The 18,676-nt window shown below is 73.2% G+C and carries 17 protein-coding genes, 2 tRNA genes and 1 pseudogene; 1 reads left to right on the top strand and 19 read right to left on the bottom strand.

The annotated features are described in order from the left end of the window. Positions 1-5: 5 nt before the first annotated feature. The 8 genes from ACZ6ZR_RS20425 to ACZ6ZR_RS20390 all read right to left on the bottom strand — a co-directional run bounded on the left by ACZ6ZR_RS20425 (position 6) and on the right by ACZ6ZR_RS20390 (position 4,376). A tRNA-Ala gene (locus ACZ6ZR_RS20425) sits at positions 6-78 on the bottom strand. Positions 79-114: 36 nt separating this feature from the next. Then, a tRNA-Ala gene (locus tag ACZ6ZR_RS20420) sits at positions 115-187 on the bottom strand. A 127-nt stretch (positions 188-314) separates the two neighbouring features. Next, positions 315-962: a histidine phosphatase family protein gene (locus ACZ6ZR_RS20415; RefSeq protein ID WP_465644287.1), complete on the bottom strand. Its 648-nt coding sequence runs from the start codon at positions 960-962 to the stop codon at positions 315-317. After that, positions 959-1,432 (bottom strand): ribosome silencing factor, encoded by a 474-nt coding sequence (rsfS, locus tag ACZ6ZR_RS20410; RefSeq protein ID WP_465644196.1) that lies wholly within the window; start codon positions 1,430-1,432, stop codon positions 959-961. Before rsfS ends, ACZ6ZR_RS20415 begins: the two co-directional genes overlap by 4 nt. 104 nt (positions 1,433-1,536) lie before the next feature. Next, the gene (locus ACZ6ZR_RS20405; RefSeq protein ID WP_465644194.1) at positions 1,537-3,216 is read right to left on the bottom strand and encodes a LytR C-terminal domain-containing protein; all 1,680 of its coding nucleotides are present in this window, start codon (positions 3,214-3,216) and stop codon (positions 1,537-1,539) included. Then, positions 3,213-3,842 carry a nicotinate-nucleotide adenylyltransferase gene (nadD, locus tag ACZ6ZR_RS20400; protein ID WP_465644192.1) on the bottom strand — a complete coding sequence of 210 codons (630 nt, stop codon included), beginning with the start codon at positions 3,840-3,842 and terminating at the stop codon, positions 3,213-3,215. Before nadD ends, ACZ6ZR_RS20405 begins: the two co-directional genes overlap by 4 nt. A 73-nt stretch (positions 3,843-3,915) precedes the next feature. Continuing rightward, positions 3,916-4,074 (bottom strand): hypothetical protein, encoded by a 159-nt coding sequence (locus ACZ6ZR_RS20395; protein ID WP_345282399.1) that lies wholly within the window; start codon positions 4,072-4,074, stop codon positions 3,916-3,918. A 155-nt stretch (positions 4,075-4,229) separates the two neighbouring features. Further along, positions 4,230-4,376 carry a hypothetical protein gene (locus ACZ6ZR_RS20390; protein WP_465644190.1) on the bottom strand — a complete coding sequence of 49 codons (147 nt, stop codon included), beginning with the start codon at positions 4,374-4,376 and terminating at the stop codon, positions 4,230-4,232. A 186-nt stretch (positions 4,377-4,562) separates the two neighbouring features. Here ACZ6ZR_RS20390 and ACZ6ZR_RS20385 point away from each other — a divergent pair, with 186 nt between their 5' ends. Beyond that, on the top strand, positions 4,563-5,624 hold the full coding sequence (locus ACZ6ZR_RS20385) for a M48 family metallopeptidase (protein WP_465644188.1): 1,062 nt from the start codon (positions 4,563-4,565) through the stop codon (positions 5,622-5,624). A 34-nt stretch (positions 5,625-5,658) separates the two neighbouring features. On the opposite strand, the gene ACZ6ZR_RS20380 is transcribed toward ACZ6ZR_RS20385, so the two are convergent. From ACZ6ZR_RS20380 to ACZ6ZR_RS20330, 11 genes and pseudogenes are all read right to left on the bottom strand, one after another. After that, entirely contained in the window at positions 5,659-6,696 is a 1,038-nt protein-coding gene (locus tag ACZ6ZR_RS20380; RefSeq protein ID WP_465644186.1) for an SCO2583 family membrane protein, read from the bottom strand. Between the two features lie 88 nt (positions 6,697-6,784). After that, entirely contained in the window at positions 6,785-7,354 is a 570-nt protein-coding gene (locus ACZ6ZR_RS20375; protein ID WP_465644185.1) for an SCO2584 family spore wall biosynthesis protein, read from the bottom strand. A gap of 95 nt (positions 7,355-7,449) precedes the next feature. Then, positions 7,450-8,760 carry a glutamate-5-semialdehyde dehydrogenase gene (locus tag ACZ6ZR_RS20370; RefSeq protein ID WP_465644183.1) on the bottom strand — a complete coding sequence of 437 codons (1,311 nt, stop codon included), beginning with the start codon at positions 8,758-8,760 and terminating at the stop codon, positions 7,450-7,452. A gap of 213 nt (positions 8,761-8,973) precedes the next feature. Next, positions 8,974-9,450 carry a hypothetical protein gene (locus tag ACZ6ZR_RS20365; protein WP_465644182.1) on the bottom strand — a complete coding sequence of 159 codons (477 nt, stop codon included), beginning with the start codon at positions 9,448-9,450 and terminating at the stop codon, positions 8,974-8,976. 63 nt (positions 9,451-9,513) lie between these two features. Then, on the bottom strand, positions 9,514-10,650 hold the full coding sequence (gene proB, locus ACZ6ZR_RS20360; RefSeq protein ID WP_465644180.1) for a glutamate 5-kinase: 1,137 nt from the start codon (positions 10,648-10,650) through the stop codon (positions 9,514-9,516). Between the two features lie 112 nt (positions 10,651-10,762). Continuing rightward, positions 10,763-12,232, bottom strand: coding sequence for a GTPase ObgE (gene obgE / locus ACZ6ZR_RS20355; RefSeq protein ID WP_465644178.1), 1,470 nt, complete (start codon positions 12,230-12,232; stop codon positions 10,763-10,765). Positions 12,233-12,338: 106 nt separating this feature from the next. Then, positions 12,339-12,596 (bottom strand): 50S ribosomal protein L27, encoded by a 258-nt coding sequence (gene rpmA, locus ACZ6ZR_RS20350; RefSeq protein ID WP_030233756.1) that lies wholly within the window; start codon positions 12,594-12,596, stop codon positions 12,339-12,341. A 14-nt stretch (positions 12,597-12,610) separates the two neighbouring features. Further along, positions 12,611-12,928, bottom strand: coding sequence for a 50S ribosomal protein L21 (rplU, locus tag ACZ6ZR_RS20345; protein WP_465644177.1), 318 nt, complete (start codon positions 12,926-12,928; stop codon positions 12,611-12,613). Between the two features lie 214 nt (positions 12,929-13,142). Further along, entirely contained in the window at positions 13,143-16,736 is a 3,594-nt protein-coding gene (locus ACZ6ZR_RS20340; protein WP_465644175.1) for an Rne/Rng family ribonuclease, read from the bottom strand. A gap of 414 nt (positions 16,737-17,150) precedes the next feature. Next, positions 17,151-17,912, bottom strand: a complete 762-nt coding sequence (locus ACZ6ZR_RS20335) for a TIGR03936 family radical SAM-associated protein (RefSeq protein ID WP_465644174.1) — start codon at positions 17,910-17,912, stop codon at positions 17,151-17,153. Between the two features lie 133 nt (positions 17,913-18,045). Next, positions 18,046-18,676: pseudogene (locus ACZ6ZR_RS20330) on the bottom strand (hypothetical protein); the annotation flags it as partial.

Genomic DNA, 18,676 nt, shown 5'->3' with positions numbered 1-18,676 from the left:
GTTTGTGGAGCTACGGAGAATTGAACTCCGGACCTCTTGCATGCCATGCAAGCGCTCTACCAACTGAGCTACAGCCCCGCGTGCCCACGGACCTGACGGCCCGTCGAAGCGGAGTGGAGCTACGGGGAATTGAACCCCGGACCTCTTGCATGCCATGCAAGCGCTCTACCAACTGAGCTACAGCCCCGCACTCGGAGGACCTCCCGCCTGCCTTTCGGTCGGCGTTCTTTCCTGCGAACGAGGAAGACTCTAGCTGGTCAGGGCCGGAACTGCGAAATCCGGCCCGGTCCGGGGCCCCCGCCTCGACCGCTGCCTCAGGTCTCGTCGCCGATGACCGGCTGCGGCAGCGTGCCCGCGTTGTGCTCCAGCAGGCGCCAACCGCGCACGCCGGGGCCGAGCACCGACCAGCAGCAGTTGGAGAGCCCGCCGAACCGCTCCCACTGGGCCGGCTCCAGGTCGAGCAGGCGCCCGAGCATGGTGCGGATGGTGCCGCCGTGGCTGACCACCACCAGGGTGCCGTCCTCGGGCAGCTTCTCCACCGCGGCCAGCACCACCGGGACGGACCGGTCGGCCACCTCGGTGCTCAGCTCGCCGCCGCCGCGGCGGACCGGCTCGCCCATCGCCCAGGCCTGGTACTCCTCCGGGAAGCGCGCCTGGATCTCACTGTTCGTCAGACCCTGCCACTCGCCCGCGTAGGTCTCGCGCAGGCCCTCGTGGTGGTCCACCGTCAGGCCGGTGACCTTGGCCAGCTCGGCGGCGGTGCGCCGGGCCCGCTTCAGGTCGGAGGAGATCAGCAGGTCGGGCTTGAGACCGGAGAGCAGCCTGGCCGCCCGCTGGGCCTGGAAGACGCCCTGGTCGGTCAGCTCGATGTCGGTGCTGCCCTGGAAGCGGTTCTCGAGGTTCCAGGAGGTCTGGCCGTGCCGCCAGAAGACGATGCGCGGGCCCCGCGCCTTGCCGCTCAGCTCTCGTCCTCGGGGGCGCCGGCCTCGGGGGCGCCGTCCTCGGACTCGCCGGTGGCGTTGCCGAGCGCGTCGGTCAGCACGCTCTCGGGACGGTTCCGGGTGGCCAGCGCGTCGGCCGGGATCGGCAGCTCGGGGCAGTCCTTCCAGAGGCGGTCCAGCGAGTAGAAGGAGCGCTCCTCGGAGTGCTGGACGTGCACCACGATGTCCAGGTAGTCCAGCAGGATCCAGCGGCCCTCGCGCTCGCCCTCGCGGCGGACCGGCTTGATGTCCAGCTGCTCGCGCAGCTGGTCCTCGATCTCCTCGGCGATGGACTTCACCTGGCGGTCGTTGGCGGCCGAGGCGATCACGAAGGCGTCGGTGATCGACAGCACCTCGCTGACGTCGAAGGCGATGATGTCGTGGGCCAGCTTGTCGGCGGCCGCCTGGGCGGCGACGTTGATCAGGTTCTGGCTGTGCTCGGTGGCAGTCACGTTGTACTTCCGGTCGGCTGTCTGGGATTCGCCTTCCAGGATCTCACGAACCGGCTCCGCTCCCGGCTGGATAAACCGGGGGCGGAGCCGGGCGGCCTCGGCCGCTACTGCTTGGGGGCCGTGAAGTCCTTGCCGAGCACGACCACCACGTCGGCGTTCTGGGTGCCGGTGACCTTCTTCACCGCCTCCTCCTTGATCCCCAGCGCGGTGGCCAGCGACTTGGCGGCGGCCTGCTTGGCGTCGTCGGTGTAGCGGATCTCGCTGGCCGGCTGGACCGGTGCCTTGGCCCCGGTCGGCAGCACCTCGAGGCCGCCGTTGGTGACCTGGATCGCGGCGGTGGTGGCGGCGTCGTCGCTGCCGCTGGCGTTCAGGATGCTGACCCGGGTGGTGGCGTTGGCCGCCTTGGCCTTGCTGACCGTGCCGCCCAGCACCTCCTTCACCTGGGCGCCGGCGGCGGCCTCGTCCAGGGTCCCGTCGGGCTGCACCTTGAGGGTCGAGACGGTCAGCTTGCCGCCCTGGTCGAGCTGGGCCAGCTGGGCCAGCACCGCTCCGAGCGCGGCCTCGGGCAGCGAGGGGTCGAGCACCGAACCGACCCGGCGGACGGTGTCCTGGGCCTCCTTCAGATCGGTCGGCATGAGCTTCAGCACCGCGTCCATCACCTGGCCGAAGCGGGCCAGCTGGGCCTCGGTGGCCTCGCCGGGCGCCTGGTAGGTGGCGTACGCGACGGCGGCCGGGCCGCTCAGCGTGACGTTCTTCCCGGCCGGCGCCAGCTCCTTGCCGGTGGCGTCCTTCACCGCGGCGTTGGTGTCCACCTTGATGGAGCCGAGCTGGGCCACCATCCGGTCCAGGTACGGGGTGTCCAGCCGCCACGTCCCGGCGACCGGGGCGCCCAGCACGGTGGCCAGGCCCTCCCGGGTGGCGGCCGCGCCGAGCGCGTCCATCGACCTGCCGAGCGACTCGGTGGCGGAGTCGCCGGTGCTGGGCAGCTTGAGGACGTCCGGCAACAGCAGGACGCCGGCCTTCTGGCCGGACTGGTCGTTGACCAACAGGGCGGTGGAGACCCTGCCCTGACGGTCCTTCAGGTGGAGCACGTTCACGGTCCGGCCGCCGGCCGCCTTGGCCGCGGCGTTGGAGCCGCCGAGGTCGCCCTTCCACCAGAGGTAGCCGGCCGTACCGCCGCCGGCCAGGGCCAGCACCAGCAGGGCGCCGATCGCCCGGGTGCGCAGCTTGCGGCGGCGCTCGTCCCGGCGCTCGGTGCGGGACTCGGCGAACTTCAGCCAGTCGATGACGTCCTCGGCCTGGTCCACCTCCTCGTCCACGAAGGTGAACTCACCGGTCGGGTAGTCCCGGTCGGCCTGGGGCGCGGTGGCGGGCTTGGGCGCGGCGGCGGGCCGGGCGGCCGGGGCCGGCCGGGGCGCGGGGGCCACCGGCTCGGGCCGCTGCGGCTCCACGGGCGGCTGCGGGGCCACCGGCTGGACGGGGGGCGCGGGCGGCTGCGGCTGCTGCTGCGGCTGCTGGTAGTACTGCTGCTGCTGCTGGTACGGGTCCTGGACGTACGCCTGCTGCTGCCCGTAGTTGTCGTAGTACTGGGGCTGCTGCGGCTGTTGGGGCTGCTGGTAGTACTGCTGCTGGTACGGGTCCTGGACGTACGCCTGCTGCTGCTCCGGCTGGACGTACTGCGGCTGACCGTAGGCGTCGTAGTAGACCTGCGGCTGCGGCGGCTGCTGGTACGGGTCCTGCGGGTACCACTCCTGCTGCCCGCCGCCCTGCTGATCACCCGTCACGCCGTACCCCCTCGCGCGTACAGCTCCCGCTTGTGGATGTACCGGACGACACCGTCCGGTACGAGGTACCAGACCGGTGCGCCCTTGGCGACCCGGACCCGGCAGTCGGTGGAGGAGATGGCCAGCGCGGGCACCTCGACCAGGGAGACGCCACCGGCCGGCAGGCCGGCGTCGGAGAGTATGTGGCCGGGGCGGGTGCAGCCGATGAAGTGGGCGAGCTCGAACAGCTCGTCGGAGTGGCGCCAGGAGATGATCTGGGCCAGCGCGTCGGCTCCGGTGATGAAGAACAGGTCCGCGTCCGGGTGCAGGGCCCGCAGGTCGCGCAGGGTGTCCACGGTGTAGGTGGGGCCCTCGCGGTCGATGTCGATCCGGCTCACCGAGAACTGCGGGTTCTCGGCGGTGGCGATGACCGTCATCAGGTAGCGGTCCTCGGCCGGTGTGACCAGCCGGTCGCTCTTCTGCCACGGCTGCCCGGTCGGCACGAAGATCACCTCGTCGAGGTGGAAGGCGCTCGCCACCTCGCTCGCGGCGACCAGGTGCCCGTGGTGGATCGGGTCGAAGGTGCCGCCCATCACGCCGAGGCGCTTGCGTGCCCGCTCACCGGCGGCGTTGGCCTGCTGTCCCATGCCGCCACACCTTACGCGAAGCCCGTCGCGGCCGGGCAAGCCCGCCCGGCCGCGCGGTACGCGCTGCCGCTGCTCAGCGGTCGCGGTTGAAGCGGGTGGTGATGTAGAGGAGGAGGAGCAGGATGAACAGGCCCGCGCCACCGGTGAGGTACGGGCTCAGGCTCTCGTGGTTGCCGCCCTCGCTGCCGCCTTCGGCCAGCTGGGTCAGGAGGGGCAGTGCGATGTGGCTCATGGTCGGCAGGACCTTCTCGACTCGGTGAGGGGGCCAGTGCGCGGGCCGGGCCGGCCCACCGGCTCATCGTACGGGGCGCCTCCGCGCAACCGCGCGCCGCCCCACCGCGTCTGACCCTCCGGTAGGAGGTGTGCGGCCGGGCTGACGACGGGGCGTCAGTTGTTCCGGTTGGCCCGGGCGATCGCCCAGCCGATCAGGCCGACGCCGACCACGCTGGTCACCAGGATGATGCGCAGGAACAGGCCCGGGCCCGACTCGTTCGAGATCGGCCCGGCCAGCTGGGCAAGGGCGGCGGCGTTCATCGGGGGTCTCTCCTCGGTCCGGTCGGCTCGACCCTCAGGGTAGACCCGCTCACACCGGAGGGCGGACGCCGGGCCGGACGTAGGGTGGACGACGGGGACGAGTACACGCAGACGGACGTTGGACCGAGAGCAAGCGGGGGCCGGGCGAGAGCCGGTGCCGGCGACGACCCAGGAGGTACTCAGCAGATGACCGACATGACCAAGGACAGCACGCCGGACCGCCGCCGCGAGCGCTTCCCCGGGATCTCCACCCGCGCCTGGGAGCACCCGGCCGACCGGTCCGCGCTGGTCGCGCTGCGCAGGCTCACCGGCTTCGACGACGTGCTGAAGAAGCTGGCCGGGCTGGTCTCCGAGCGCAGCGTCCGGCTGATGTTCCTGGCCACCGCCGTGAAGACCTCGGAGCGTCAGTTCCCCGAGCTGCACGCGATGGTGCGGGACGCGGCCTACGTCCTGGACCTGGACAAGGTGCCGGACCTGTACGTGACCCAGGACCCGACGGTCAACGCGATGTGCATCGGGATGGACACCCCGATCATCGTGCTCACCACCGGCCTGGTCGAGCTGCTCGACGCCGAGGAGCTGCGGGCCGTGATCGGCCACGAGGTCGGGCACGCGATGTCCGGCCACGCGGTCTACCGGACCATGCTGCTGATCCTCACCAACATCGCCACCCGGATCGCCTGGCTCCCTCTCGGGAACCTCGCGATCACCGCCGTGATCACCGCGCTCAAGGAGTGGTTCCGCAAGGCCGAACTCTCCTGCGACCGGGCCGGTCTGCTGGCGGGTCAGGACCTCCAGGCCTCGATGCGCGGCCTGATGAAGCTGGCCGGCGGCCACCACCTCGGCGAGATGAACGTGGACGCCTTCCTGGAGCAGGCCGAGGAGTACGAGAAGGCCGGCGACCTGCGGGACGGCGTCATCAAGCTGCTCCAGGTGCTGCCGCAGACCCACCCCTTCGCGGTGGTGCGGGTGGCCCAGCTGAAGAAGTGGTCGGAGAGCGAGGAGTACCGCTCGATCCTGGCCGGGGCCTACCCGCGCCGGGCCGACGACCAGGAGGCCTCGGTCGGCGAGCAGTGGAAGGCCGCCGCCGAGTCGTACTCCAAGTCGGTCAAGGAGAGCAAGGACCCGCTGATGGGGCTGCTGCGGGACGTGGCCGGCGGGGTCGGCACGGTGGGCGGCAAGCTGCGGGACACCTTCACCGGCAAGCCCACCGCCTCCAGCGGCGCGGAGCGCTCCGGCGAGGAGTGAGCACCGGGGCCCGGGGCCGGCGGCCCCGGGCCCGTCACTGCTTGAGCGGGGTGCAGAGCGTCCAGGCCGGCCGGGCGTGGTCGCCCGGGTCGGTCGCCGGGGGCGGCGCGGAGCCGGCGAGCAGCGGCTGGAGGCCGGCGGCCAGCCGGCTGCCGCAGGCGGTCGGCCCGGCCTGGAGCACCGAGTCCACCACCCGGACCCGGGAGGCCGCCAGGTCGGCCCGGTCCAGCTCGAAGCGGAGCGCCCGGCGGACGGTGTGCAGGGTGACCGGGCCGGTCGGCTGGCCGGCCGCCCGCAGCGCGTAGACGAAGGTGTGGTCGGTGCCGATCTCCAGCGTCCCGGCGTCCGCCTCGTCCACCCGCATCGCGCCGACCGCCTTGACCGTCTCGGTGGCCAGCGTCACGTCGGCCGGGTCGAAGCGGACCAGCCAGCCGGTCGCGGCGTGGTGCTGGTCGTCGCTGGGAGTGGCCAGGCTCTGGTCGAACTGGTCCTGCTCCCCCGGGGTGAGCAGACGGCGGACCGCCTCGGTGCCGCCGCGGCCGGTCAGCACCGCCGGGTCGAGGGCCGAGACGGTCAGGTACTTCTCCACCGTGGCCAGCGCCCGGGAGACCTCGGACTTGGTGAAGTGCGCGGTGGCCGAGCCGCCGGGGGCGGCCACCCCGGCCGGGCCGTCCCGGTAGGAGTCGGGCAGGCCGGCGAACGGGTCCTGCCGGTCCGCCACCGGGGAGACGTCCGAACTCGGCACCAGGGCCACCAGGCTGATGGTCAGTTGGTTCCCGGTCGGCTGGGTGGCGCGGGGCTGCGGGGTGGAGAGTCCGAAGTAGACCGCGGCCGCGAAGGCCACCACGATCACCAGCATCAGGGCCATCGCCTGCCGGGGGAGGCTGCCCAGCAGCCCCCGTCGGCGGACCGCCGACCGCCCGTACCCGCCCCCCAGCCGCTCCCGGGCCGAGAGCTCCTGGATCCGGGCAGCCCGGACGAACGATTCGTCGAAGACGACGGACCGGTACTCGTCCTCGTTACCTGAGCCACCGTCGGGCGTACCCTCCGGAGGTTCGAGCGGGTCACCCATGATTCAAGGGTAGAGCGGGCCTTCGCGCGCCACGAGAGGCCGTGCGCAACTTCTTCGCGCCGGCGGGTGGGAACGGGGGCCCGGACCGTCAGCCGGTCAGCGAGACCGCTCTCGGCGGGGCCGGCGCGGGGACGTCCGACGGGCTGCTGGTGCCCGTCTCCGGACGGCCCGCCGGGGCCTCCACCCCGCCGGTGCCCCGGTAGATCGCGGCCACCGCGACGGCCACCACGCTGACGCCCATCACCACCGCGAGCACCCAGGCGATCGGCCGGTGCCAGCGCTGCTGGGCCACCGAGCGGGCGGCCCCGGCCCGGCCCGGGTCGAAGCCGTCGGACCGCCAGCGGGAGCGGCGGGCGGGGCGCCCGGGGGGCGCCCACGGATCCCAGTAGCGCCGGTCGTCGTCCAGGCCGGCCGGGTGCGGCCGGAGCTCCAGCGGGAGCCCGCCGGCCTCCGGCAGCTCAGGGCCGCGCCCCAAGGTCAGCGTCTCGGGCTCGAACCTGGCCTCGGCGGCGGCGAGCTGCCGCTCCTCGGCGCTCGGCTCGCGCACGGCGGCGGACCGGATGAATGCCTCGTCAAGGACCACGGTGGCGAACTCCTCGTCCGCTCCGCCGTGGTCGGCGCCGTCCGGGAACGGCGAGCCCCCCTGGTTCTCGGCCATGGATTCAATGTATTACCGGCCGGGGGTTTTGTCTGTGGCTATTCGCAGTTCGGACGTCACGGACGGCCATGGCGGCGGCCGTCCGTGACCCCGCGTCAGCCGTTGGAACCGCCCACGGTCGGCGTAGCCTCGCCCCGGACGTGCCCGTCACCGGTGACGACGTACTTGGTCGAGGTCAGCTCCGGCAGCCCCATCGGGCCGCGCGCGTGCAGCTTCTGGGTCGAGATGCCGATCTCGGCGCCGAAACCGAACTCACCCCCGTCGGTGAACCGGGTCGACGCGTTGACCGCCACCGTGGTGGAGTCCACCAGCTGGGTGAACCGGCGCGCCGCCGCCTGCGAGGTGGTCACGATCGCCTCGGTGTGGCCGGAGGACCAGCGCCGGATGTGCGCCACCGCCGCGTCCAGCGAATCCACCACGGCCGCCGCGATGTCGTAGGAGAGGTACTCCGTCTCCCAGTCCTCCTCGGTGGCCGGCACGGCCGTCACCGAGGTGCCCTCGGCGGCCTTCAGCACCGCGTCGTCGCCGTGCACGGTGACGCCCGCCTCGGCGAGGGCGGTGAGCGCGAGCGGGAGGAAGACGTCCGCCACGTCGCGGTGGACCAGCAGGGTCTCGGCGGTGTTGCAGACGCTGACCCGCTGGGTCTTGGAGTTGAGCAGGATGCCGACCGCCATCGCCAGGTCGGTCTCGGCGTCCACGTAGACGTGGCAGTTGCCGGTGCCGGTCTCGATCACCGGGACGGTGGAGCCCTCCACCACGGTGCGGATCAGGGAGGCGCCGCCGCGCGGGATCAGCACGTCCACCAGACCGCGGGCCCGCATCAGCTCCTGCACCGAGTCCCGGCTCTCGCCGGGCACGAGCTGGATCACGTCGGCGGGCAGGCCGGCCGACTCGACGGCGTCCCGGAGGACGTCGACCAGGGCCGTGTTGGAGCGGTAGGCGGAGGCCGAGCCGCGGAGCAGCACGGCGTTGCCGGACTTCAGGCAGAGGGCGGCGGCGTCCACGGTGACGTTCGGGCGGGCCTCGTAGATGATGCCCACCACGCCCAGCGGGACGCGGACCTGACGGACGTCCAGACCGTTCGGGAGGGTGTAGCCGCGGACCACCTCGCCGACCGGGTCCGGCAGGCCCACCACGCTGCGCACGTCGGCGGCGATGGCGGCGATCCGCTCGTCGGTGAGGGTCAGGCGGTCGATCACGGACTCGGCGGTGCCGGCCTCCCGGGCCCGGGCCACGTCCTCCGCGTTGGCGGCGGTGATCTCGGCACTGCGGGCGGTCAGGGCTTCGGCGATCGCCAGCAGCGCGGCGTCCTTGGCGCGGCGCGGCAGTGGGGCGAGGACGGCGGCCGCCTCACGTGCACGGCGCGCGACGGCGAGGACGGGGCTGGTGGCGAGGTCGCTGGTCATGCGGCAAGGGTAGCGACTACGGCCTCCCGGCCCACCCGCCTTTCGAGCCGTGAGACGGAAAGTGGCTACGCCTTCAGGGGCGCGAGGAACTGCGCGAATCGGAAGGCCGCTCACCTGCAACTGAGGGCACGTCAGCCGGTTGCACGTGCTGCCGTTCCCCTGCGCGCAGTTCCCCGCGCCCCTGGGTCGCCGCCCTGCCGGGCCCAGGCGCGCTCACCAGGGGTGGACGCCGCCGAGGTTGGGGGGTGGGCCGCCGAAGCCCTCGGCGATGCGTTTGTGGTAGGTGGGGCGGTCGATGACTTCGAGGCCGACGATCTCCCAGGGCGGGAGGTTGGCGGTGCTCTTGTGCTCGCCCCAGAGGCGGAGGGCGATGGCGGCGGCGTCGTGGAGGTCGCGGGCCTGCTCCCAGTAGCGGATCTCCGCGTGGTCGGCCGCGTAGCGGGCCGTCAGGAAGAAGGAGTGGTCGTGGGCCAGCTTCTCCAGCCCGGCGCGGAGTTCGCCGAGCGGGGTGACCTGTCCGGCGACGCTGAGCACGATGTGCCAGAGCCGGGCCTCGGGCGGCTCCGGCTCCTCGGTGCGCCCGTCCGTGCCGGGCCGCAGGCGGCGTACGGGCGAGCGTTGCTCGGCCACCCGTGCGGTCTCGCCGCTCTCCCCGGCCCCGCCGTCGATGCTGGTCAGTCTCCGTCCCACCGGCGGCCTCCTGTTCGGCGACGTCGTGTCACGGCCGCCGCTGCGGCCCCCGGGCACGGCCCGTCAGCCACGCAGGATGACCAGGTCGTCCCGGTGGACGACCTCGCGTTCGTACGCGGCACCGAGCTCCTGGGCCAGCTCCTTGGTGGACCGGCCGAGGAGACGGGGCAACTCCCTCGCATCAAAGTTGACCAGTCCACGGGCCACGATGTGGCCGTTTTCGCCAAGAAGGTCCACCGGATCACCCGCCGAGAACTCCCCGTCCACCCGGGTGACGCCGGCGGGCAGCAGGGACTTGCCGCCGGAGACCACGGCCGCGACGGCGCCGGGGTCGAGCTGGAGGGCGCCGCGCGGGGTGGAGGCGTGTTCCAGCCAGAGCAGGCGGTCGGCGGAGCGGCTGCCGGTGCGCAGGAAGAGGGTGCCGGTCTGACGGCCCGCCAGGGCGTCGGCGGCGTGCCGGGCGGCGGTGAGGACGACCGGGATGCCGGCCCCGGTGGCGATCCGGGCGGCCTCGACCTTGGTGACCATGCCGCCGGTGCCGACGCCGGCCTTGCCGGCGCTGCCGATCTCGATGCCGGCCAGGTCCTCGGGGCCGGCCACCTGCTCGATCCGGCTGGTGCCGGGCTTGCTGGGGTCGCCGTCGTAGAGGCCGTCCACGTCGGAGAGCAGGACCAGCAGGTCGGCCCGGACCAGGTGGGCGACCAGGGCGGCCAGGCGGTCGTTGTCGCCGAACTTGATCTCGGCGGTGGCGACGGTGTCGTTCTCGTTGACGATCGGCATCGCGCCCATCGCCAGCAGCTGGTCGAGGGTGCGGTAGGCGTTGCGGTAGTGGGCCCGGCGGCTGGCGTCCTCGGCGGTCAGCAGCACCTGGCCGACCCGCAGGCCGTAGCGGGCGAAGGAGGCGGTGTAGCGGGCCACCAGCAGGCCCTGGCCGACGCTGGCGGCGGCCTGCTGGCGAGCCAGGTCCCGGGGGCGCTTCTCCAGGCCGAGCGGGGCCAGTCCGGCCGCGATGGCGCCGGAGGAGACCAGCACGATCTCGGGGGCGTCGGGCCGGGTGCGGACCGTGGCGAGGGCGTCCACCAGGGCGTCCACCCGGTCGGCGTCCAGGCCGCCGGCCGCGGTGGTGAGCGAGGAGGAGCCGACCTTGACGACGATCCTGCGTGCGGTGAGCACTTCCTGACGCAGTGTCCGGTCCGTCATCTGACTGCCCTCCGCACGTGGTTCGACGGAGCGTAATCTACGCGATCACGCGAAGGCCCCCGCACGCGATGTCACCCTGTGGGACACACGCGTGCGGGGGCCTGACGGACTGTCAGTCCTCGTCGGAGTCCAGCTCCGGGCGGTTGCTGGAGAGCGCCTCGAAGGCGAGGTACTCCTCCTCCGCCTCGTCGCGGCCCTTGAGCTTGGCCCGGCGGCGGTCCACGGCCGGACGCGGGCTGTCCAGGCGGTGGTCCTCGCCGCGGCGGCCGAGCATCTCGGCGCCGGCGGCCATGGTGGGCTCCCAGTCGAAGACCACGGCGTTCTCCTCGGCCCCGATGATGACGGTGTCACCCTCCTGGGCGCCGACCTTCCAGAGCTTGTCCTCGACACCGAGGCGGGCCAGCCGGTCCGCCAGGTAGCCGACGGCCTCGTCGTTGGAGAAGTCGGTCTGGCGGACCCAGCGCTCGGGCTTGATGCCGCGCACCCGGTAGGCGCCGTCCTCCTCCTCGACGGTGAAGCCGGCGTCGTCCACCGCGGTCGGGCGGATGACGATCCGGGTGGCCTCCTCGACCGGCTTGGCCGCCCGGGCCTCGCCGACGATCTGCGCCATCGCGAAGTTCAGCTCGCGCAGGCCCTTGCGGGAGGCGGCGGAGACCTCGAAGACGCGGTAGCCGCGCTCCTCCAGGGAGGCCCGGGTGAGGTCGGCGATGTCCTGGCCGTCCGGGACGTCGATCTTGTTGAGGGCGACCAGGCGCGGACGGTCTTCCAGACCGCCGTACTGGGCCAGCTCCTCCTCGATGGTCTCCAGGTCGGTGAGCGGGTCCCGGCCGGGCTCCAGGGTGGCGCAGTCCAGCACGTGCACCAGGACCGAGCAGCGCTCCACGTGGCGGAGGAACTCCAGGCCCAGGCCGCGGCCCTGGCTGGCGCCGGGGATCAGGCCGGGCACGTCGGCGACGGTGTAGACCATCTCGCCGGCGGTGACCACGCCGAGGTTGGGGATCAGGGTGGTGAAGGGGTAGTCCGCGATCTTCGGGCGGGCCGCCGAGAGCACCGCGATCAGCGAGGACTTGCCCGCGCTCGGGTAGCCGACCAGGGCGACGTCGGCGACGGACTTGAGCTCCATCACGATGTCGCGGGCCTCGCCGGGCTCGCCGAGCAGCGCGAACCCGGGCGCCTTGCGGCGGGACGAGGCGAGGGCCGCGTTCCCCAGGCCGCCGCGGCCGCCGGCCGCCGCGACGAAGCTGGTGCCGTGACCGACCAGGTCGGCCAGCACGTTCCCCTGGCGGTCCATCACCACGGTGCCGTCCGGCACCATCAGCTCGAGGTCGCCGCCGGTGGAACCCGTCCGGTGACCGCCCGCGCCGGGCTTGCCGTTGGCCGCCTTGCGCTTGGGCGAGTGGTGGTACTCGAGCAGGGTGGTGACCTGGGCGTCGACGGTCAGGATGACACTGCCGCCCTCCCCGCCGTTCCCGCCGTCCGGTCCGCCGAGCGGCTTGAACTTCTCTCGGTGAACGGAGGCGCAGCCGTGGCCTCCGTTACCCGCGGCGACGTGCAGTTCGACGCGGTCCACGAAGGTGGTCATGAGGTGTGCCTCCAGCTATGGGGAAAACAGTTGTCTGCTTCAAAGCATGGAGGGTGGACCGGATAATTCCGGTCCACCCTCCATGGAATCCGACGTGATGTCAGATTCAGGCCTCGACGGCCACGATGTTGACGACCTTGCGGCCGCGACGGTTGCCGAACTGGACCGCACCGGCGGTCAGCGCGAACAGGGTGTCGTCGCCACCGCGACCGACGCCCGCACCCGGGTGGAAGTGGGTGCCGCGCTGGCGGACGATGATCTCGCCGGCGCTGACGACCTGGCCGCCGAAGCGCTTGACGCCGAGGCGCTGGGCGTTCGAGTCACGGCCGTTGCGGGTAGAGCTTGCGCCCTTCTTGTGTGCCATATCTCGCTATCCCCTTACTTGCTGACGGAGTCGATGCTGGTGATCCGCACAGCGGTGTGCCGCTGACGGTGGCCCTGGCGGCGACGGTAACCGGTCTTGTTCTTGTAGCGAAGGATGACGATCTTCTCACCCTTGGTGTGGTCGACCACCTCGGCGTGAGCCTTCACACCGGCGAGGACCCACGGGTCGGAGGTGACGGCGTCACCGTCGACGACCAGGATGGTCGAGAGCTCCACCGAGTCACCCGGCTTGACGTCAACACGGTCAATCTCCAGCACGTCGCCGACGGCGACCTTGTGCTGGCGGCCGCCTGCGCGAACGATCGCGTACATGCGGTACCCCATTTCTAACTCGGTCTGAAACTCTCGATGCCAGCACCTGGGTACGGACACAGGCGCCTCCCCCGGACCGGAGTCCAGGAGGTGATGTGCTCGGGAGCAGTGGCGTAGACACGCCGAGGGTCAAGAATACGGACCGGCCACCACTTGGGCAAACCGGCACCTACCGGCACCGGGGCGGCCGGATCGACCGCCCCGGTACCAGGGCTTACTCGGCTGCCGAATCACCCTCGGCGGCCGCGGCCTTCTTGGCCGCCGCGCTCGTCCGCTTGGTGGCGGTCTTGCGGGCGGTGGTCTTCTTGGCCGCGGCTGCGGTGGTGGTCTTCTTGGCAGCCGTGGTCTTCTTCGCGGCGGTCTTGCGGGGCGCGCGCTTCTTCGGCGCGGGCGCCTCCTCCTCGGCCGGGGCCTCGGCGGTCTCCGCGGCGGGAGCCTCCTCGGTCACGACGTCGGCGGGGGCCTCCTCGACCGGCGCCTCGGCGACGACCTCGGCGACGGGCTCCGCCACCGGCTCGGCCGGGGCCTCGACGACGGGCGCCTCGGCGGCCGTCAGCGCGGCCTCCATGGCGGCCTCGGCACGGGCCTGCAGCACCACGATCTCCGCGCCGGCCGGGGCGCCCGCCGGAGCGGTCGCCTTCCGGACCGCACGGCGCCGGGTGCGCCCGGCCGGGGCGGCCGGAGCGGCCGGGATCTCCACCAGGTCGACCACCGGAGCGGCCACGACCACCGGCTCCTCCTCGCGGAGGGTCACCAGGGGCTCCTCGCGGAGGGTGACCAGCGGCTCCTCGCGGAGCGTCACGATCACCGGCTCCTCCTCGACCGCGATCTCCAACTGCTCGCCGCCGGAGACGATTTCGAGGTCGTCGTGCTCGTGCTCGTGGTCGTGCTCGTGGGTCCCGACCGCCTGCGGCTCCTCGGCCGCGGCGCCGCCCTTGCCCCGGCGACGGCGCTTGGAGCCGCCCGCGGCGGCCTCACCGGCCGTGCCGACCGGGCCACCGCCGCCACCCTGGGAGGTGGGCTGCTCCATGTGCACGATGACGCCGCGCCCGTTGCAGTGCACGCAGGGCTCGGAGAAGGACTCCAGCAGGCCCTGGCCGACCCGCTTGCGGGTCATCTGCACCAGGCCGAGCGAGGTGACCTCGGCCACCTGGTGCTTGGTCCGGTCCCGGCCCAGGCACTCCAGCAGGCGGCGCAGCACCAGGTCGCGGTTGGACTCCAGCACCATGTCGATGAAGTCGATCACGATGATGCCGCCGAGGTCGCGCAGCCGGAGCTGACGGACGATCTCCTCGGCCGCCTCGATGTTGTTCCGGGTGACGGTCTCCTCGAGGTTGCCGCCCTGGCCGACGAACTTGCCGGTGTTGACGTCGACCACGATCATCGCCTCGGTGCGGTCGATCACCAGCGAACCGCCGCTGGGCAGCCAGACCTTGCGGTCCAGCGCCTTCATCAGCTGCTCGTCGATCCGGTAGGTCGCGAACACGTCCACGTCGGAGGTCCAGCGCTGCAGACGCTCCGTCAGGTCGGGCGCCACGTTGGAGACGTACTCGTGGATGGTGCTCCAGGCCTCGGAGCCGGAGACGATGACCTTGGTGAAGTCCTCGTTGAAGATGTCGCGGACGACCCGGACGGTCATGTCCGGCTCGCCGTAGAGCAGCGCCGGGGCGTTGCCGGAGGCGGCCTTCTTCTGGATCTCCTCCCACTGTGCCTGGAGGCGCTGCACGTCGCGGGTCAGCTCGTCCTCGCTGGCGCCCTCGGCGGCGGTGCGCACGATCACGCCCGCGTCGTCCGGGACGATCTTCTTGAGGATCTGCTTGAGACGGGCGCGCTCGTTCTCCGGCAGCTTGCGGGAGATGCCGGTCATCGAGCCCTCGGGCACGTAGACCAGGTAGCGGCCGGGCAGCGAGATCTGGCTGGTCAGGCGGGCGCCCTTGTGGCCGATCGGGTCCTTGGAGACCTGCACCAGGACGGACTGGCCGGACTTGAGCACCGACTCGATCCGGCGCGGGCCGCCGTGGCCCATGGCGCCGAAGTTGACCTCACCGGCGTAGAGCACCGCGTTGCGGCCCTTGCCGATGTCGACGAAGGCGGCCTCCATCGACGGCAGCACGTTCTGGACCTTGCCCAGGTAGACGTTGCCGACGTACGAGGTGGCCTGCTCCTTGTTGACGTAGTGCTCGACCAGCACGCCGTCCTCGAGCACGCCGATCTGGGTGCGCTGGCCGTTCTGACGGACCACCATGACCCGCTCGACCGACTCGCGGCGGGCCAGGAACTCGGCCTCGGTGATGATCGGCACCCGGCGGCGGCCCAGCTCGCGGCCCTCGCGGCGGCGCTGCTTCTTCGCCTCCAGGCGGGTGGAGCCCTTGATGGACTGCACCTCGTCGGGGTCGAAGGCGGGCTCGGCGGAGCGGCGGCGCGGCTCGCGCACCTTGACCACGGTGCGGACGCCGTCCTCGGTGGTCTCGGCGGCCGGCTCGGCGCCCGCCTCACCGCTGCGACGGCGACGGCGCCGACGGCGGCGCGAGGAGGCCAGGCCACCGGCCAGGTCGTCGTCCTCGTCCTCGTCCTCGGCGTCGGTCTCCTCCTCGGCGGCCGGCTCCACGGCGGCCGTCTCGGTGGCCTCCGGCTCCTCGGCCTCGCCACGGCGGCGGCGACGGCCCCCGCGGCGGCGACGGCGGGACGGACGGTCGTCCTCCCACTCCTCCTGCTGCTGCTCCTGAGGCGCCGTCAGCTCGACGGGCTCCTCCTCGGCCGGGGCCTCGACCTGCACGGGCTCCGGACGGACCGGCTCCTGGCGGACGGGCTCCCGGCGGGCGGGCTCGGGGCGCGACTGCTCGCGGCGCGGCTGGGTCTGCACCCGGACCGGACGGCGGTCACGGCGGCGGCGGCCGACGCCGCTGTACTCGAACTCGTCCTCCTCGGTCGCGGCCGCGACCGGGGCGGCCGGGGCCTTGACGACGGCCGGAGCGACCGGGGCGGCCTGGGCCGGCGCGGCGACCGGGGCGGCGGTGAAGGCGGCGGCGGCCGGCTTCTCCGGGGCGGTGAACGGGGCCGGCTCCTGGAAGACCGGGGCCTGGAAGATCGCGGTGGACGGACGGACCGCACGGCGACGGGCGCGCGGCGGGGCGGCGTCCTCGACCACCGGGGCGGGGGCCGGCTCCGCGGCGGCGGGCGCCTCGACGGTCTCCTCGACCGCCTCCGGCTCCTCCTCCGGGGTCTCCTCGGCGACCGGCTCCACGACGGTCTCCTCGACCACCGGGGCGGCCTCGACCACGCGACGGCGGCGGGAGCGGCGGGCCGGGGCGGCGGGCTCCTCGGCGACCGGCTCGGCGGCCGCGGGCTCCTCGGCGGCCGGCACGGCGGCGACCACGGCCTCGGCGGTCAGCGGCTCGGCGGCGGGGGCCTCGGCGGCGGGCTTGGCCTCGGCGCGCTTGCGGGTGCGTCGGGCCTTGGGCTTCTCCTCGGCCACCGGCTCGGCGGCGGGCGCCTCGGCGGCCGGCTCGACGGTCGGCTCGGCGGCGACCACGGGGGTGGTCTCCGGCGCTCCGGCCGGGGACTCGGCGCGCTTGCGGGTGCGGCGGGCCCGGACCGGCTTGGCCTCGGCGGCCGGCTCGGCCTGCTCTGCGGCGGGCGCCTCGGCCGGGGCCTCGTGGGTCTCGGCCGGCAGCACCGTCTCGGCGGTCTCGGCGGCGGCCCCCTGCGGGGTGCCCGCCGGGCGGGACACGGCGCGGCGACGGCGGCGCGGCGGGGCCGCGTCGGTCTCGGGTGCGCCCTGCTGTTCGCTGTTCTCGTTATCGAGCATGCGGGTGGATCTCCCGTCAGGCCCCCGGGCTCCGCATCCGGGCACGTCGCGACGTCGCCAGGTCGGCCGGGCCGCGGGTTCGCGGCCCCGACCACCTGGGCGTCGCCGTGCGGACGCGAGGCCGCACAGGGGCTCGTAGTCTCGCTCGGCGCCCCGCACGGTGCGGGGTGTCGAAAGTCTTCTGGTACCGACCAGTCTTCTGTGGTTGTCCGGCCTGGGCCGTTCCCCCGTCCCGGATGGCTGCCGGAGGGGTCCTCGGGCCACCACCCATCGGGGGTGGCGGGCCACAAGGGGCTGGCCTGCGTCGACGCCCGCTCCCCTGGGGAGCCGTGGCGGCCCGGAGTGGCAAGGCCCGGAAGCCGGGCCTGCCCTCCTCCCGCCAGGCGGACGCAGGTGCGCGCGGCCCGGCGGCCTCTAGCCGGCCGGGGCCGCGACGCGGTCGAGCGCCAGCGGGTCGGTCACCGTGCCGGTCTCTGCGTCGAGCGGCCCCTGCGCCAGCCTGGTCACCTCAGCGGGGACCGGCGGCGCGAGGTCGGCCGTCGCACGGAGACCGGACAGAACGTCGTCGGGTCGTACGGCGGGTGTCGCGTGTCGTACTACCAGCCGCAGTATCGCACAGGGTCCGGCGGTACGAACATCGGGCGTACCGTCCGTACCGGTGTTGTTACCGGTGCCCACCTGCGGCGCAAGGAGCTCCAGCGCCGCCACCGCGCCGCGCGCGTCGAAGACCCGGACGCCGTTCTTCGTCAGGCGCTGGACCTCCACCCGCTCCTCGGCCAGGAACAGGGCGATCGCGCGGGCCGCGTCCTCCTCGGCGACCTGGTCCAGCCGGACCTGCCACTCGGAGGCCTCCAGCCGCTCCACGAAGTGCGGCGTGCGGACCTCGACGGCGTCGATCACGTCCAGGCCGGGCGGCAGCGACTCGTCGAGCTGCGCGCGCAGCGCCTCCGGGTCGCGGGCCTCGGCGAGGCCGATCTCCAGGTACTCGGCCTCGCTGGCCACCCCGGTCGGGGCGGCGTTGGCGTACGAGACCTTCGGGTGCGGGGTGAAACCCGCCGAATAGGCCATCGGGACCGCCGAACGGCGGAGCGCGCGCTCGAACGCCCGCTGGAAGTCACGGTGGCTGGTGAAGCGCAGTCGGCCGCGCTTGGTGTAGCGGAGACGGATGCGCTGCACCGTCGGCGCGGGCGGCGGACCGTCGGGCGTGCGGCGTGCCAGGGCGCTCAGTCCTTAGTCAGTGGGTCGGGCCGGCCGCTCACGGGAAGTGGACTCCGGCCGGACTCTGTCGATACCCAAGCCTACGGCCTGCTCAACCCAGCAGTGCCCGCCGGACCTCCCGCAGCACCCGGGCCACCTCCGCCTTCACCGGCCACCACACCTCCCGGCGCAGCCAGCGGCACGGCCGCACCACCAGGAACCGCCACACCCGCCCGGCGATCCCCCAGGCCCAGGCCAGCACGGCGAGGACCGGCCGCAGCACCCAACGCCACAGGTACGTCAGCGGTATGACGACCAGGTACTTCAGCAGCGGGTGCAGCAGGTAGCGCCAGAGGTACTCCAGCGGCACCGCGATCAGGTACCTGACGGTCCAGCGGACCACCACCGCGAGGGCCCGGCCGAGCGGAGCGAGCAGGTACCGCCAGAGCCGGCGGCCGGACGGGGCCAGCACCTGCTGCCAGAGCCAGCGCAGCGGGATGACCAGCAGGTACTTCAGCAGCGGCGCGAGCAGGTACTCCCAGAGCCGGGCGAGCGGCCAACCGACCACCCGGTACAGCGCGGTGGCGATCCAGCCGAGCAGCACCGCCAGCAGCTCCCAGACGAACCGCACCGGCACCACGACCACCAGCGCGATCACCTTGGCGACCCCGGTCAGGCAGCCGCCCGGCCCCTCCCGCTGCTCCATCAGGTACTCCCCCGTCTCAAAGCGGGACGGCCCCTCC

Source organism: Kitasatospora sp. NPDC088742, assembly GCF_055584905.1.
This window is presented reverse-complemented; position numbering and strand designations above follow the sequence as displayed.

Excerpts from the sequence above, each read along its gene's own strand:
- nadD (WP_465644192.1), bottom strand. The coding sequence starts at position 3,842 with ATGGGACAGCAGGCCAACGCCGCCGGTGAGCGGGCACGCAAGCGCCTC.
- ACZ6ZR_RS20395 (WP_345282399.1), bottom strand. The coding sequence starts at position 4,074 with ATGAGCCACATCGCACTGCCCCTCCTGACCCAGCTGGCCGAAGGCGGC.
- ACZ6ZR_RS20390 (WP_465644190.1), bottom strand. The coding sequence starts at position 4,376 with ATGAACGCCGCCGCCCTTGCCCAGCTGGCCGGGCCGATCTCGAACGAG.
- ACZ6ZR_RS20385 (WP_465644188.1), top strand. The coding sequence starts at position 4,563 with ATGACCGACATGACCAAGGACAGCACGCCGGACCGCCGCCGCGAGCGC.
- ACZ6ZR_RS20380 (WP_465644186.1), bottom strand. The coding sequence starts at position 6,696 with ATGGGTGACCCGCTCGAACCTCCGGAGGGTACGCCCGACGGTGGCTCA.
- ACZ6ZR_RS20375 (WP_465644185.1), bottom strand. The coding sequence starts at position 7,354 with ATGGCCGAGAACCAGGGGGGCTCGCCGTTCCCGGACGGCGCCGACCAC.
- ACZ6ZR_RS20370 (WP_465644183.1), bottom strand. The coding sequence starts at position 8,760 with ATGACCAGCGACCTCGCCACCAGCCCCGTCCTCGCCGTCGCGCGCCGT.
- proB (WP_465644180.1), bottom strand. The coding sequence starts at position 10,650 with ATGACGGACCGGACACTGCGTCAGGAAGTGCTCACCGCACGCAGGATC.
- obgE (WP_465644178.1), bottom strand. The coding sequence starts at position 12,232 with ATGACCACCTTCGTGGACCGCGTCGAACTGCACGTCGCCGCGGGTAAC.
- rpmA (WP_030233756.1), bottom strand. The coding sequence starts at position 12,596 with ATGGCACACAAGAAGGGCGCAAGCTCTACCCGCAACGGCCGTGACTCG.
- rplU (WP_465644177.1), bottom strand. The coding sequence starts at position 12,928 with ATGTACGCGATCGTTCGCGCAGGCGGCCGCCAGCACAAGGTCGCCGTC.
- ACZ6ZR_RS20340 (WP_465644175.1), bottom strand. The coding sequence starts at position 16,736 with ATGCTCGATAACGAGAACAGCGAACAGCAGGGCGCACCCGAGACCGAC.